This is a genomic window from Capnocytophaga sp. oral taxon 338 str. F0234, assembly GCF_000192225.1.
Classification (GTDB): domain Bacteria; phylum Bacteroidota; class Bacteroidia; order Flavobacteriales; family Flavobacteriaceae; genus Capnocytophaga.
Window position 1 is genome coordinate 932,282 of sequence record NZ_GL872413.1, and the last position, 13,805, is coordinate 946,086.

Here is a 13,805-nt window from a genome sequence, read left to right on the forward strand (position 1 = left end):
TTTTGTCTAATTCCTCATCAAAATAAACATCTGGTTGCTCTCCATTTCGGGGATTAGGTTAGCTATAATTTCTCTACTTTCTAAAAATTCTCTTAGTGATTTACTATTAAATCCTGCATCTGCATTGAGAAACTGCCGATTCAACCTGCAAGTGCAATTTTTTAGCTTACAAATTTATAAAATAAATCTTTTGTTTTTTCAAATCTTAAAACTTTTCTTGATTATTAATTTTATATTGTATTTGTTTTAATAATTATCTGTAATTCCTTTAAAATTAGTATTCTTAGGTATATATTACACACATTTCTATTGCTATGTTCACTTAGCTCCCTCTCCCAAAAACTATATGGATGAGCAAAATAGAATCCCAAATCTAATTTCTTCTCTATGATGTTAAGTTCAGAAAATTCCTTCCCATTTTCAAATCTAAAATAAAATCCCTATCTTTGTCCTCACTATTCATTATTCACTATGTACATCAGACTCCTACCTCTCTTGCTGCTCCTTTCCGCTTGCCGTTGGATAGCTGGCACACCTGATCCACAGGAAGGAGAAGAAAAAGAAACAACCCATGGCTCTTCGCAAAGCAAAGGTATGCGTACGGTAACCGATAGCGAAGAAACCATCTCATTTCAGTTGCTTCCTGAGCCAACCATACACGACAATATTCTATTATATCAAATAAATGTATCTTATATAGATAGCAAAGGAGAGGTTTATGTTTCTCCCTCCGATTTCTATGAGTTAGATAGCTTAGATCTACCTATTAGAGAAATGCAAAAGAGGCTTTCTCAGGGCAAAAAGATACAACAATACATCATCCTAGACGATAAATACAAGAAAAGAATCTTTGAAAAGACTAATTATTCTCCAAGTGACACCATATTTGTATACAACTACGAAAAAAATATACTAAAGAAGTATCCCCTTACCAATGTAAGAACTGTAGCTTATATACATATCAATAGTGATGAAAACAAAATTGACATGAAAGAATGCAACATAGGCTTCGAATTAGTCTATGATCCCAATGATGATATATCACAAGAGGAAGATCGCATATACTGGGAGGCTTATGCTTATATAGGTAAAGAGAATCCTTTTGTAGAGAACCAAATGAAGCCCATGACTTGGGTCAAAGTCGACAAAGAGAAATTCCCACTTCCTTATACCTTCGTTCATGAAGAATATTATTGGGGCAATACTTACCGATACGAAGACCAAGAAGTCATCTGCTATCTAAGAGATTTCCGTCCTAACGAAGGATATGAAAAAATCCACGACAAACGCTATTTGGTAGTCCTTGATGCTAAAAACAAAAAGATTATCAAAACCGCTTTTTGGGAGGAAAGTCAAATACTTGTATTTGATTCTCCTTATGACAGGGATGATCTTTCTTTTGCCATATCCATAGGCCGACTTTTCAAGGACAGACCCATAACCATCTGCGGATTGAATTATAGGTACTTCCAATGCCTACCTATTGTATTTTTAGACCAACAATACTCAGATCTTGATAATTTTTGTGACAAATGAAACTAAAACTCATCACCGCCATTGCCGAAGGAGATTTCTCGGCTATTCTCAACATCACTACACAGCTATCGGATAGGGAACGTTACGACGTCATCGCAGCTATCAAGGATTTAGACCCCTATTCAGAAACAGATTTCCCAAGAAAGAACGTTGATAAAAAGGATACTTATCGCTATAAAGATAAAGTTTTTCAAGCTCTTAACTATGCCCTGATCACTATGGTGCGCAAAGAAAGTGATTTAGCAAAGGTGATGATTAATAAAGAGAATTATTATGGTGAAATTTACCAAGTAACTCCCTATGCTATTTTGGGTTCTTACTATTTTGAACCTGTAATCAACTACTTTACACAGTTTCCTCCAGATAACTATATCAAAAAAATACTCAAAGAACGCTACAATAAAGAGATTAATGGACTCTCTTTTGGATTTCAGTGGTATTTCTATAAAAAAGGCTGGATTCCTTTTGAAGAGGAGCGTTTTGTAAAGAATCTACTTGAGGTCTCCATGTTCAACCGCTATGTAACTGCTGATGTCCATTTTCTCTTGCAAAACCCCGAAGCCATTGAAAAAGTGCTCCTCCAGCTCTATCGTATTGAGACCAAAGTGCTTGACCTTTCTAAGTGGAAGAGTGACAACACCCTACGCAAGACCAATGACTTGGGTTCTGCTAAGGTAACTACCTATTGGGATGAGGTATTTGAATTATTGATGCATCATGGCTACCAAATCCCTCGTAGCTTTGTAGGGTATCTTTTGGAGTCTCTGCTCAACCAATGGAAGAAACCCCACCTTGATTGGCATTGTCGTTTGCTCAAATGGCTTGTCCCTACTCACACCGAGCTTTTGGCGTACCAACAAACCCTCTTTGCTGTTTTGGGAACTGGAGTAGGTAGTGTGGTAAAGACTGCTATGGAATACATTACTGTCATTGCCCCTGATCCTCTGTTTGACTTTGCAAGCTTTATGCAACAGTTTCCACTCGCCTTCACGGTAGAGAAGCAACCCAAAGCACTCCTACAAGGAGTAGAAATCTTAGCTAAAGGCTTCAAAAAACAAACCCCTACTGACCTTAGTTACCGCGAACAGTTGGCTGTGCTCTTTACCCAACCCGATGTGAAGCTACAAGAGAAAGTAGCCGACCTGCTCACTACTTATTTTGCCGATGAGGGCTTAACGGAAGTGGTGGCACCCTACAAGGATTACCTAAAAGGCAAAGCCCAAGAGCTTCTTGAGAAGCTCTCCTCAGAAGTGTCTGAAACTTCTGTCTCCATAACCCCTAACACCTATACTCCGATTCCTATCCCCTCCTCTGGAGATACCCTGCTTTTCCTTCTCGGCGATTGTATCCGTGAGAAATCAGCGGCTACCATTGATGTCTTCTTTGATGCTCTGGTACGCTTGCAAGACCAAATTCCTACGGATTATACTGAGCGAATAAAACCTTATCTCAAACAACTCAACTCTCGCGAGTGGGACGTGAGTACATTACCTTTATTATATCAGTTCTTGGAATCGTGGAGTACTCAAAGTGCCAAAATTCCTGTATATAACACTGACAAAGAATGGAAAGAGGTGAATATGCTCTATGAACAAGGAAAAGATATACAGGGAAACAGACTCAGGAAAGAAGTAATGATGCACAAAGGTATTAACAATAGTAAGAAGGCATTTCCTTATCTCCTACACAAGATAGAGTATACCCTCCAAAAGCTCAAAGAAAAAGACACCCTACCATTCCTCTCTACTCCTACACACGAACCTTTCTATATAGAAGCGGAGGTATTGGTAGATAAGCTCCTACAATACGAAGCAAAAGGCAAAACCCCTGATCTTGACGACCTGATTGTAGCTTGCAACCGCCTGCTATTCAAGGATGCATCGGCAGTAGCCAAAGCAAAAGCGGAACAACTCAAAGGTGCCTATGCTCCTGCTATTAGGTATTACTTAGACTTAACTGATGAGATACAATTAGCGGAGGAATTCTTGCCACTTTGGACACAAATCACCCGTATCAAGCACCCCGGCGCAGAGTTCGAAATATTTGAAACAACAGCAGCAAAGGATATCCCCAGCGTAGTGAGACCTTTCTATATTTGTTATGGTTGGGAAAAAGTAACCTATCAAAATGGAAAAGTCGGCGATGAGTTTAAATACCATTGTAATCAGTTTGCCAGATACAGAAATGTGAATCGGAATAATGCACTTTATTATTACTACAATGCCAATGAAGGAGAATTGGTTCCTGCTCAAGACATTGAGTACAAACTAAGCCTCAACCCCCATTACTCCGATGCCTTACTCTGTGCTTATATCAGTACATCGGCAACAATGAACGAAGCCAATGAGGTGCGCAATATGTCACTCCCTTTGGAAGCCATATTACGCCACGGCCTCAGGGTGCACCATAGCGGATGGCTCTATATAGGGGCATGCTTGCTCTTTGAGAAGCGTCCATCCCGTGATTTGGGCTATGAGTACCTCTGTCAGGCAATCGCCCGAGGGGAGGATCTCAGCTACCTGAAGACCTATTTGGCTCACGTACTGGCTTGGGATTACTTGCCTATTCCTCGTTTTATAGAGTTCTTAGACCGTCCCAATCCACCTGTTGTAAAAGCCTTTGGTAAGGAAGTGGTAGATCTCTATTTGGAGGAAGTCAAAAAGCAGGATAAGCTACCGAGAAACCATAAGAGAATGTTAACCTATCACAAAGCAATGAATATATAAGAAAATGTGTCTCTTTGATTTTCTTTCTCTATGGAGAGAGGGTTGTATTTTGTCTCTTTTTATAAACCCAATAACCTATAGTCCCTGTAGCTATTCCTACTAAAATACCAATAAATATATCTGTGGGAAAATGTACTCCTAAATACATACGACTATATGCATAAGGAATGGGCCAAAGAAAAACCCAAAAAGCTACTTTTATTCTTTTTCTAAAAACAAGATATAAGAAAGTACAAATAGCAAAGCTATTGCTTGTATGCCCTGAGAAAAAGCTATATCCTTTTTCCTGCAAAATAATACGCAAATGAGGAATAAGTGATGCTGTATGCAAGGGACGTAACCTAGCCACAATTTCTTTAGTAGTATTGGTAATTACTATTGTCAATAACAATATACCTAATGTATAAAAGAAGATTCTCCATGCTTCTCTCTTAGAGAAAAAATAGAAATTTATCCATAGAATCAGAATAAAAAAGGGAATCCAATTCCAAGCATTAGTAATAGCAATCCAAAAAGTATCCCATGAGATAGTTCCTGTCTGATTAATTGCTACAAGTAATTGATAATCTTTTTGTAAAAGGTCTTTCAGCATAAAAATCAACTTTTAAAAAACAAAAAATCCTTAGTATATCTTACTAAGGACTTTTGTGCCTACGACTGGATTCGAACCAGCACGCCCTAACGAGCACCACCCCCTCAAGATGGCGAGTCTACCAATTTCTCCACATAGGCTAAGAAAAACTCAACAAATTCAGTTATGAAACTAAAACTTGTGACCCGGGTGGGCCTCGAACCCACGACCCCAACATTAAGAGTGTCGTGCTCTGCCAACTGAGCTACCGAGTCTTCAAATAAATTTATTAACTGTGACCTGGCTGGGACTCGAACCCAGGACCCCAACATTAAAAGTGTTGTGCTCTACCAACTGAGCTACCAAGTCGCCACGTAAATTTATAAATCTTAAAAATAAGAGTGACCTGGCTGGGGCTCGAACCCAGGACCCCAACATTAAAAGTGTTGTGCTCTACCAACTGAGCTACCAAGTCCTAAAAACTAATCTCAAAAAGATTTTTATGCGGGTGCAAATTTACGGTTTTTTTTTATATAAACAAGCAGAAAAATAATTAATTTTGCACTTTATTTTTATTCAGTTTTTAATTTATTACAAAACAGTTACTTATGACTGAAAAAATTATTCTTTTAGGTTATATGGGAAGTGGAAAATCAGCCATTGGAAAGCATATAGCTTCTATCCTGTCACTTCCCTTTTATGATTTAGATACCTTCATAGAACAAAAAGAAGAGAAAAAAATCTCGGAAATATTCTCTGAAAAAGGAGAAATATATTTTCGTCATAAAGAACAAGAGTATCTACAGGAACTTCTCCTTTCTCCCTCTCAAATAGTACTTTCTTTAGGGGGAGGAACTCCTTGTTATGGAAACGCCATGAAACTTATCAATAAAGCGACCCCCTATGTTTTTTATTTACAATTACCGGCTAAAGTACTCATGCAACGATTATCTGTATATCAAAAAGAAAGACCTCTTATTGCTCATCTTTCAAAGGGAAAATTAGAAGAATTTATTAATAAACATCTTTTCGAACGTTATTCTTTCTATACTCAAGCTTCCTTTATAATTCCTTGTGAGGGACTTTCTATTACAGGAATCGCAGACAAAATACTTGAGAGAATAAAATAATTAATAAATTTCTTGACAAGATCCTGTAAAATGTTGTATCTTTGTACTCTTAAATACTATTTGATAATACCAGATGAAATTATCTAGCTTTAACTTCAACCTTCCTAAGGAACTCCTTGCAGAATATCCTAGTGAAAATCGCGATGAAGCACGTCTTATGGTGGTTCATCGTAAAACAGAAAAAATAGAACATCGCTTATTTAAGGATGTTATTGATTATTTTGATGATGGTGACGTTTTTGTCCTAAATAATACAAAAGTATTTCCTGCACGTCTTTATGGACATAAGGAAAAAACAAATGCCAAAATTGAGGTCTTCCTCTTGCGTGAGCTTAATAAAGAACAACGTTTATGGGACGTTTTGGTAGATCCTGCACGAAAAATACGCATTGGGAACAAACTCTTTTTTGACCCTGAAGAAGAATTAGTAGCTGAAGTAATTGATAATACCACCTCTCGTGGTCGTACCTTACGTTTCCTCTTTGACGGGTCATACGAAGGCTTTCGAAATAAACTATTAGAATTAGGACATACGCCTCTTCCAAAATATATTTCTCGCCCTGTAGAACCTGAGGATGAGGAGCGTTATCAAACTATCTATGCAAAATATGAGGGAGCTGTAGCTGCTCCTACCGCAGGCTTGCATTTCTCCAAACAATTAATGAAACGTCTTGAGATAAAAGGAATTAATTTTGCTGAACTTACTCTTCATATTGGGTTAGGCACTTTCAATCCTGTAGAAGTAGAGGATCTTTCTAAGCATAAAATGGATAGTGAAGAAATCATTATTCCTCAAGAAGCTTGTGATATTGTTAATAAAGCGAAAGAAGCTGGCAAACGTGTATGTGCTGTAGGAACTACTGTCATGCGTGCTATGGAAAGTTCAGTATCTTCTCATAATACATTAAATCCCTTTATCGGGTGGACTAACAAATTTATCTTTCCTCCTTATGATTTTGGTGTCGCCAATGCCATGATCACTAACTTTCATACTCCAAAATCCACCTTACTCATGATGGTTTCTGCCTTTGCAGGACATGAACTTATTATGAATGCTTATGAAGAAGCCGTAAAAGAAAAATATAAATTTTTCTCTTATGGGGATGCTATGCTTATTATTTAATTCCATTATTGAGACTTATTATGGATAACCTACAAACTAAAAATCCTTATTTCAATACCTCTGGACTCACTTCCTCTCAGGCAAATTATGTGTGTGAGCGTATCAAAGAATATCTCAAACCTATCCAGGATCGTGTCAACAATATAGAAACCCATACAGCAAGCCTTGATGGAGAACCTTTGGACAACTTCACTAAGGTAGAGAATATTAAAGAAAAACTCTCTCAGATAGGTACCTTATATGCCATTTCTGCCTATTTGCGCACAGCTATTAAGGAAAAAGATGACCGCCTTGAAATCTTAAATACAAAACTAAAAAATGTAATAACTGAAGTAGAGAGGGAGGTTTCTCCTATTGATTACAAGGAACTTAGTAAGATTAAAGAGATTACGATTGAAGATTATCTTAAAACTCTTCCATTAGAAGAAGTCGTCCACTATAAAGAAGCTGAAGCTAAAGCCGCTCATATAGGTAAGTATATTCATAACTTTGATGAAGTACGTACCGCCCTTACTAAGAAAGAACTTATTTCTTTCAGAGAAGTAGGAGAGCAAGTTTTTAAAATAAAAAATACTCCTTTGTATAACTTAGAGGAGCTACAACAATTACAGGAACAACTTTTAGCAGAACATCGACAGTTTGAAAGTGAAGTAAATTTCTATAAAGCTAAGTTTCGTGAAGCAGAAAACAAACACAAAATAGAATACGAACAGGAAAAACAACGCTTAGAACAGGAACGACAAACGAAAGTTAATCAGCTAGTGGTTGAAAAGACTACAAAACTTGCAAAAATTAAGGAAGAAGTTGCCAATTTCAGAATTATTATACCTCATAAATATGAAACTGAGATCAAGGAATTATTACAAAAAGAAGGTTCAATCTCTATAAAATAGTTGACCTATAACAGATTTATAGAAGTTTGATTTGGGAAGTTATAAAGCAAATTATCTTATATCTAACACTCCCATTGATTTTCGCTCTGTGTTCAAAACGTTTATCCTATTGATGAAGTATCAGTGTTATTGCTTCAGTGGTATATTTTATGCCTTCATAATAGGGCTTTATCCTTAACTTCGCCTTTGCGAATACAGAGGACTTTATCTTAATCGTTGGCATTAACTGCGTTTTGCTTTGTAACTTTCACTTCCTATTTTTTAATTAATTATCATGAAAAAATATATTCTATTATTCCTAATAATATTAGGACATTCTGTAGTGTTTTCTCAAAATAACACTACAGAGGTTATTCAAGAAAAAATGTCCTTACCTAAACCCTATGATCCAATGGAGGATGGGGACACTCGCATAACAGAGCTACTCGTTCAAGCCAAAAAGGAAAACAAAAAACTCCTAATACAAATAGGTGGTAATTGGTGTATATGGTGTTTACGCTTTAATCATCTAGTAACTACGGATCCCGAACTTAAAGCAATTTTAAATAAGAAATATGTATACTATCATCTGAATTATTCTCCTGAGAATAAAAATGAAAGAGCCTTTGCTAAGTATGGTAATCCTGGTGAAAAATACGGTTACCCTGCTTTTCTTATTCTTGACAAACGAGGAAATATACTCTCCATTCGTAAAACAGAAGATATGGAAGAAGGAAAAGGCTACAATAAAACTAAAGTTAAAAAATTCTTACAAGGACGATTAGACTAAGTTTTTCATTTAACAAATATTTTAAAGACTAAAAAGTATTTTTTTAACAAATAATTCTTAATTTTGCATCAGATAAAATATTTTTTTTATGGCAAAAATTACATTTCATAATGAACCTGCAACCACCGCAGGAGAATTACCTAAAGTAGGTAGCATAGCTGCTAATTTCATGGCTGTAAGCAGTGATTTAAAAGAGAAATCTCTCTCTGACTATAAGGGGCACCGTATAGTGCTTAGTATATTTCCTAGTGTAGATACAGGAGTTTGTGCAGCTTCTGTAAGACGATTTAACCAAGAAGCTAACAACCTTAAGAATACTAAAATTCTTTGTATTTCTAAGGATTTACCTTTTGCTATGGCACGCTTCTGTGGAGCTGAAGGACTTAAAAATGTAGAAGTACTTTCTGACTTCCGTGGAGACTTCTCTAGTAAATATCATGTAGAACTTTTAGATACTCCTCTAAAGGGCTTGTTATCACGAGCTATTATTGTCATAGATGAAAATGAGACAGTTATTTATACAGAGCAAGTAGATGAAATTACTAATGAGCCTGATTATGAAGCTGTTTTGAATGTTTTAAAATAGTTTAATAAAAAGAGGCTGTCCGAAAAGGGTAGCCTCTTTTTTCCCATTTTTCTCAATTTCTTACTGACAAGTAGTTTCTCCACAGGTAAATGAATAAGTATCTATTTCAAAAGTTGTATGTTGAATTCCTTCATGAAAAAGTTGATGCTTAAGTTCTTTCTTCACTTCCATAAAATCCTCTAAAGAGACCCCTTCTTTTAACACTAAGTGTGCCGTTAAGGCATTCTCAGAGCTACTTAATGCCCATATATGTAAATGGTGAACTGAAGAAATCTTAGGATGATTAAGCAATACTTGCTGTATTTCTTCATTAGATACCTGCTGTGGTACTCCATCTAATATAAGTTTAACGCTCTCTTTAAGAAGAGACCATGTAGAAAATAATATTACAAAAGCAATAATAAAACTGATAATAGGATCTATAATATTCCATCCTGTAAAGGAAATAATAGCCCCTGAAACAATTACTCCAAGAGACACTAAAGCATCCACTAAAAGATGCAAGAAAGCGCCTTTGATATTGATATCTTCTTTTTGCCCCTTATAAAAGAGAAAAGCAGAAAGTCCATTGATAAAGATTCCTATCAAAGCCGTAATAATGATCATTCCTCCTTGCATTTGAGGAGGATTTGAAAAACGTTCAATACTCTCTACCCCTATTTTAATAACAATCAAGCAGAGAATGACTGCATTAATAAATGAAGCTAAGATAGAAGCTTTCTTATACCCATACGTATAAAGTTCCGTAGCACCTTTTTGGGCTAATTTCATCCCTAACAAGGAAATAATCAAAGTCGCCACATCGCTTAAGTTATGGCTAGCATCAGAAATAAGAGCTAAAGAATTAATATGAATACCAACTACAAATTCAATAAGAGTATAAAGTGCATTAGCACCTATTCCCACATAAAAGGCTTGATTAATTCGTCTCAGATCTGGTATATGATGATGGTGATGTTCATGTCCCATAGGAAAATTATTTAAAATAAGTTAGACTATATAATCATTTCATGATGAACCGTTAATAATCATTTGAGAGACCAAATCTTAATCATACACAATAGTTCCTACAGATTCTCCTGCTATTACTTTAGCTAAATTTCCTCTTCTATTCATATCAAAGACTATAATAGGAAGGTGATTTTCCTGACTTAGAGTAAAGGCTGTCATATCCATTATCTTCAATCCTTTATCTATAGCTTCAGAAAAAGTAATATGTCCATATTTGGTTGCTTGAGGATCCTTCTCTGGATCGGCAGTATAAATACCATCCACACGAGTACCTTTGAGAATCACATCTGCATTAATCTCTATAGCACGAAGTACTGCAGCCGAATCAGTAGTAAAATAGGGATTTCCTGTTCCCGCCCCAAAGATAACTACACGACCTTTTTCTAAATGACGAATGGCTCGCCTACGAATAAAAGGTTCTGCAATAGCTTCCATTGTGATAGCTGTCTGCAATCGGGTAAGTACTCCTTCGTCCTCTAAAGCACTTTGTAAAGCTAAAGAATTGATAACAGTGGCTAACATCCCCATATAATCTCCCTGCACTCTATCCATACCATTACTAGCCCCTGCTACTCCTCGGAAAATATTTCCTCCACCGATAACCACAGCTACCTCAGCTCCTCGGTTAACTGCTTGTTTTATCTCAATAGCATATTCTTTAAGCCTTGCCGGGTCAATACCATGCTGTCTTCCCCCCATAAGGGCTTCTCCACTTAACTTAAGAAGAATTCTCTTGTATTTCATAAGAAAATTTTTTCTGCAAAAATAATGATTTTCCACGATTTCATAGCTATTTTTATATAAATATTTTTCAAAAAGATTAGTCTTGTCAAAAAATAAATAGATTAATCCATTTTTTATTCCTAATAAATTCTTACCTTTGCCTAAAAAACAATGACACTTACAGAAAAAGACCAAAAATACCTTTGGCACGCTTATACTCAACACAAAACCAGCGACACCCCTATTGCTATAACAAAAGGGAAAGATGCACTACTATGGGATGAAAAAGGTAATGTTTACATAGATGCTATTGCTTCTTGGTGGGTAAACCCATACGGACATAGTAATGAGCGCTTAGCTAAGAGAGCTTATGAACAGCTTACCTCTTTAGAACATGTTCTTTTTGGAGGATTTACACATCAGCCTGCTTGTGATTTAGCGGAAAATCTTATAAAAATACTCCCAAAAAACCAAAGTAAAGTTTTCTTCTCTGACAATGGTTCTACAGCTGTAGAAGTAGCCATCAAGATTGCCCTACAATACCATTATAATCGTGGAGATAAGCGCACTACTTTCATTGCTTTTGAAGAGGCTTTTCATGGAGATACTTTTGCTGCTATGGCAGTCTCTGGCATTTCTCTTTATACCACTGCCTTTCAAGGACAGCTTTTAGATGTAGTGCGTATTCCTATTCCTGAAAAAGGTAAAGAAGAAGCCTGTAAAAAACGACTTTTGGAAGTTCTTTCAGAATATAAGTGTGCAGGTTTTATCTTCGAACCCTTAGTATTAGGAGCTGCTGGAATGCGCATGTATGCTCCAGAAATATTGGATGAACTTATAGAAATATGCCGAAAGAATAAAGTACTAACCATTGCTGATGAAGTAATGACCGGGTTTGGGAAAACGGGAAAAAAATTCGCTTGTGATTACCTCACTCAAATGCCCGATATAATTTGTCTTTCCAAAGCACTTACAGGAGGTACTATCCCCCTTTCAGCCACTACTACTACAGAGGAAATCTATGATGCTTTTTATAGTGATGACATCAGTAAAGCGCTCTTTCATGGGCATACCTTTATGGCAAACCCTACTGGATGTGCTATTGCTTTAGAGAGCCTCAAAATGTTACAAGAAGAAGAAATGCAAGCCAATCTGAAACGTATTCATGCCAAACATATAGCTTTTGCTGCTAAAATGGATAAGCACCCTAAAGTAGCTCGTACACGTACTCTCGGTGTTATCTTTGCTATGGATTTAAAAGTACCTGACACAGGAGAATATTATGGTTCTATTCGCAATGAACTTTATAGATATTATATTAATCATGGAGTTATTTTACGACCTGTATACCACACTATATATGTATTACCTCCTTATATCATGACTAATAAGCAATTGGATACTGTGTATCAAATTATCGAGGACAGTATAGAATATCTAACAACTAAGAAACTTTTATAAAACCTATGAGAGAGAAAAGAAAGTCCTCCTTATCTACTACCATAGGAGATCGTATTATACAGTTTAACAAGGAGTTACAATATAATGGTACACTTCCTGAGGGATTTGCTGTACTAAATCCTTATCTGGATAATCCTGAAACTATAGAAGTAATGGCCGCCTTCTATCATAAGTATTACAATGATAATGATTCTCGTAGATTTATTATAGGTATCAATCCCAGTAGACATGGAGCAGGTGTTACGGGAGTTCCTTTTACTGATACTAAACATTTAGAGAATGATTGTGGAATTCCTATGCTTTCAGCTCGTACTCATGAGGTTTCCTCTGTGTTCGTGTATGATATGATTACTCAATATGGAGGAGTAGCAACTTTTTATAAAAATTTCTATATTAATTCTCCTTTTCCTCTGGCTATAGTACGTAAAACACCTCAAGGTACATGGCTTAATGCCAATTATTATGATGATATCAATCTTTTTGCAATGACTAAGGATTATATGATAGCTTCTTTGAAAAAACATATTGCTCTAGGGTTAGATACTTCAGAAGTCTATATTTTGGGAAAGAAGAATGCTATTTTTCTTGAAAAGCTTAATAAAGAAGCATCCTTATTTAAGAAAATGATCGTCTTAGAACATCCTCGCTATATAGAACAATATAAATCCAAAGAAAAACAACTATATGTAGATAAATTTGTAAAAGTTTTAGCAGCTAAATCTATTCAATTTGATAAAGTATGATTATTTATACTATCGGTCATTCCACCCATCCTATAGAGGAATTTATTTTATGGTTAAAATCCTTTAATATTACCCATTTGGTAGATATACGTTCTTTCCCTTCCTCTACTAAGTATCCTCAATATAATAAAGAGTCTTTGGCTCTTTTTTTAGGAAAAGAAGGGATTACTTATAGTCATTTATCTGCTTTAGGAGGCAAGCGAAAAGTAATGAAAAATTCTAGAAATGATCGTTGGCATAATACTTCTTTTCGTGGTTATGCAGATTATATGGAAACTGAGGACTTCCGAAAAGGGTTAAATACACTCATAGCTATTGCCCAGAAAGAGACTACTGCTTATATGTGTGCAGAGGCTCTCTGGTGGCGTTGTCATCGTTCCATGGTCTCTGACGCTCTTAAAGTAAAGGGTTGGGAGGTACGTCATATTATGGGAATAGGAAAATATGAAATACATCCTTACACAACTCCTGCTCGTTTGGTAGGAGACAAGATATGTTATTATGATGAGAACTTATTTGATGATTCATTATAA

General features: G+C 36.1%; 13 protein-coding genes and 4 tRNA genes. 10 read left to right on the forward strand and 7 right to left on the reverse strand.

Features of this window, described 5'->3' with window-relative positions:
• The first annotated feature begins 471 nt into the window (after window positions 1-471).
• Together HMPREF9071_RS04275 and HMPREF9071_RS04280 are read left to right on the forward strand one after the other, a co-directional pair.
• A complete protein-coding gene (locus tag HMPREF9071_RS04275; protein WP_009745350.1) occupies window positions 472-1,536 on the forward strand; it encodes a hypothetical protein in 1,065 nt (354 codons plus the stop codon).
• Complete coding sequence (locus HMPREF9071_RS04280; protein WP_009745351.1) at window positions 1,533-4,262, forward strand: DUF6493 family protein; 2,730 nt, start codon at window positions 1,533-1,535, stop codon at window positions 4,260-4,262. The genes HMPREF9071_RS04275 and HMPREF9071_RS04280 overlap by 4 nt, the downstream gene beginning before the upstream one ends.
• A gap of 28 nt (window positions 4,263-4,290) precedes the next feature.
• On the opposite strand, the gene HMPREF9071_RS04285 is transcribed toward HMPREF9071_RS04280, so the two are convergent.
• The 5 genes from HMPREF9071_RS04285 to HMPREF9071_RS04305 all read right to left on the reverse strand — a co-directional run bounded on the left by HMPREF9071_RS04285 (window position 4,291) and on the right by HMPREF9071_RS04305 (window position 5,308).
• The gene (locus tag HMPREF9071_RS04285) at window positions 4,291-4,854 is read right to left on the reverse strand and encodes a phosphatase PAP2 family protein (RefSeq protein WP_009745352.1); all 564 of its coding nucleotides are present in this window, start codon (window positions 4,852-4,854) and stop codon (window positions 4,291-4,293) included.
• Window positions 4,855-4,910: 56 nt separating this feature from the next.
• Window positions 4,911-4,994 (reverse strand) — tRNA-Leu (locus HMPREF9071_RS04290).
• A 41-nt stretch (window positions 4,995-5,035) separates the two neighbouring features.
• Window positions 5,036-5,108, reverse strand: a tRNA-Lys gene (locus HMPREF9071_RS04295).
• Between the two features lie 21 nt (window positions 5,109-5,129).
• Window positions 5,130-5,202: transfer RNA gene (locus HMPREF9071_RS04300), tRNA-Lys, on the reverse strand.
• 33 nt (window positions 5,203-5,235) lie between these two features.
• A tRNA-Lys gene (locus HMPREF9071_RS04305) sits at window positions 5,236-5,308 on the reverse strand.
• A gap of 133 nt (window positions 5,309-5,441) precedes the next feature.
• Here HMPREF9071_RS04305 and HMPREF9071_RS04310 point away from each other — a divergent pair.
• The 5 genes from HMPREF9071_RS04310 (at window position 5,442) to tpx (ending at window position 9,334) form a co-directional block, all read left to right on the forward strand.
• Complete coding sequence (locus tag HMPREF9071_RS04310; protein ID WP_009745353.1) at window positions 5,442-5,963, forward strand: shikimate kinase; 522 nt, start codon at window positions 5,442-5,444, stop codon at window positions 5,961-5,963.
• Between the two features lie 73 nt (window positions 5,964-6,036).
• Window positions 6,037-7,086, forward strand: a complete 1,050-nt coding sequence (gene queA / locus HMPREF9071_RS04315) for a tRNA preQ1(34) S-adenosylmethionine ribosyltransferase-isomerase QueA (protein WP_009745354.1) — start codon at window positions 6,037-6,039, stop codon at window positions 7,084-7,086.
• A 20-nt stretch (window positions 7,087-7,106) separates the two neighbouring features.
• Window positions 7,107-7,979 carry a hypothetical protein gene (locus HMPREF9071_RS04320; RefSeq protein ID WP_009745355.1) on the forward strand — a complete coding sequence of 291 codons (873 nt, stop codon included), beginning with the start codon at window positions 7,107-7,109 and terminating at the stop codon, window positions 7,977-7,979.
• A gap of 274 nt (window positions 7,980-8,253) precedes the next feature.
• A complete protein-coding gene (locus HMPREF9071_RS04325; protein WP_009745357.1) occupies window positions 8,254-8,748 on the forward strand; it encodes a thioredoxin family protein in 495 nt (164 codons plus the stop codon).
• Between the two features lie 88 nt (window positions 8,749-8,836).
• A complete protein-coding gene (gene tpx, locus HMPREF9071_RS04330) occupies window positions 8,837-9,334 on the forward strand; it encodes a thiol peroxidase (RefSeq protein WP_009745358.1) in 498 nt (165 codons plus the stop codon).
• A gap of 60 nt (window positions 9,335-9,394) precedes the next feature.
• On the opposite strand, the gene HMPREF9071_RS04335 is transcribed toward tpx, so the two are convergent.
• Both HMPREF9071_RS04335 and pyrH read right to left on the reverse strand, forming a co-directional pair.
• Window positions 9,395-10,303: a cation diffusion facilitator family transporter gene (locus HMPREF9071_RS04335; protein ID WP_009745359.1), complete on the reverse strand. Its 909-nt coding sequence runs from the start codon at window positions 10,301-10,303 to the stop codon at window positions 9,395-9,397.
• Window positions 10,304-10,381: 78 nt separating this feature from the next.
• Entirely contained in the window at window positions 10,382-11,089 is a 708-nt protein-coding gene (gene pyrH / locus HMPREF9071_RS04340) for a UMP kinase (RefSeq protein ID WP_040358282.1), read from the reverse strand.
• A 150-nt stretch (window positions 11,090-11,239) separates the two neighbouring features.
• Here pyrH and bioA point away from each other — a divergent pair, with 150 nt between their 5' ends.
• The 3 genes from bioA to HMPREF9071_RS04355 are packed head-to-tail and all read left to right on the forward strand — an operon-like array spanning window position 11,240 to window position 13,805.
• The gene (bioA, locus tag HMPREF9071_RS04345) at window positions 11,240-12,529 is read left to right on the forward strand and encodes an adenosylmethionine--8-amino-7-oxononanoate transaminase (RefSeq protein WP_009745361.1); all 1,290 of its coding nucleotides are present in this window, start codon (window positions 11,240-11,242) and stop codon (window positions 12,527-12,529) included.
• 5 nt (window positions 12,530-12,534) lie between these two features.
• A complete protein-coding gene (locus HMPREF9071_RS04350) occupies window positions 12,535-13,272 on the forward strand; it encodes an SMUG2 DNA glycosylase family protein (RefSeq protein ID WP_009745362.1) in 738 nt (245 codons plus the stop codon).
• Window positions 13,269-13,805: a DUF488 family protein gene (locus HMPREF9071_RS04355; protein ID WP_009745363.1), complete on the forward strand. Its 537-nt coding sequence runs from the start codon at window positions 13,269-13,271 to the stop codon at window positions 13,803-13,805. The genes HMPREF9071_RS04350 and HMPREF9071_RS04355 overlap by 4 nt, the downstream gene beginning before the upstream one ends.

What these genes read in the sequence shown, in the direction of transcription:
- HMPREF9071_RS04275 (WP_009745350.1), top strand. Translation starts at nt 472, where the DNA reads ATGTACATCAGACTCCTACCTCTCTTGCTGCTCCTTTCCGCTTGCCGT.
- HMPREF9071_RS04280 (WP_009745351.1), top strand. Translation starts at nt 1,533, where the DNA reads ATGAAACTAAAACTCATCACCGCCATTGCCGAAGGAGATTTCTCGGCT.
- HMPREF9071_RS04285 (WP_009745352.1), bottom strand. Translation starts at nt 4,854, where the DNA reads ATGCTGAAAGACCTTTTACAAAAAGATTATCAATTACTTGTAGCAATT.
- HMPREF9071_RS04310 (WP_009745353.1), top strand. Translation starts at nt 5,442, where the DNA reads ATGACTGAAAAAATTATTCTTTTAGGTTATATGGGAAGTGGAAAATCA.
- queA (WP_009745354.1), top strand. Translation starts at nt 6,037, where the DNA reads ATGAAATTATCTAGCTTTAACTTCAACCTTCCTAAGGAACTCCTTGCA.
- HMPREF9071_RS04320 (WP_009745355.1), top strand. Translation starts at nt 7,107, where the DNA reads ATGGATAACCTACAAACTAAAAATCCTTATTTCAATACCTCTGGACTC.
- HMPREF9071_RS04325 (WP_009745357.1), top strand. Translation starts at nt 8,254, where the DNA reads ATGAAAAAATATATTCTATTATTCCTAATAATATTAGGACATTCTGTA.
- tpx (WP_009745358.1), top strand. Translation starts at nt 8,837, where the DNA reads ATGGCAAAAATTACATTTCATAATGAACCTGCAACCACCGCAGGAGAA.
- HMPREF9071_RS04335 (WP_009745359.1), bottom strand. Translation starts at nt 10,303, where the DNA reads ATGGGACATGAACATCACCATCATCATATACCAGATCTGAGACGAATT.
- pyrH (WP_040358282.1), bottom strand. Translation starts at nt 11,089, where the DNA reads ATGAAATACAAGAGAATTCTTCTTAAGTTAAGTGGAGAAGCCCTTATG.
- bioA (WP_009745361.1), top strand. Translation starts at nt 11,240, where the DNA reads ATGACACTTACAGAAAAAGACCAAAAATACCTTTGGCACGCTTATACT.
- HMPREF9071_RS04350 (WP_009745362.1), top strand. Translation starts at nt 12,535, where the DNA reads ATGAGAGAGAAAAGAAAGTCCTCCTTATCTACTACCATAGGAGATCGT.
- HMPREF9071_RS04355 (WP_009745363.1), top strand. Translation starts at nt 13,269, where the DNA reads ATGATTATTTATACTATCGGTCATTCCACCCATCCTATAGAGGAATTT.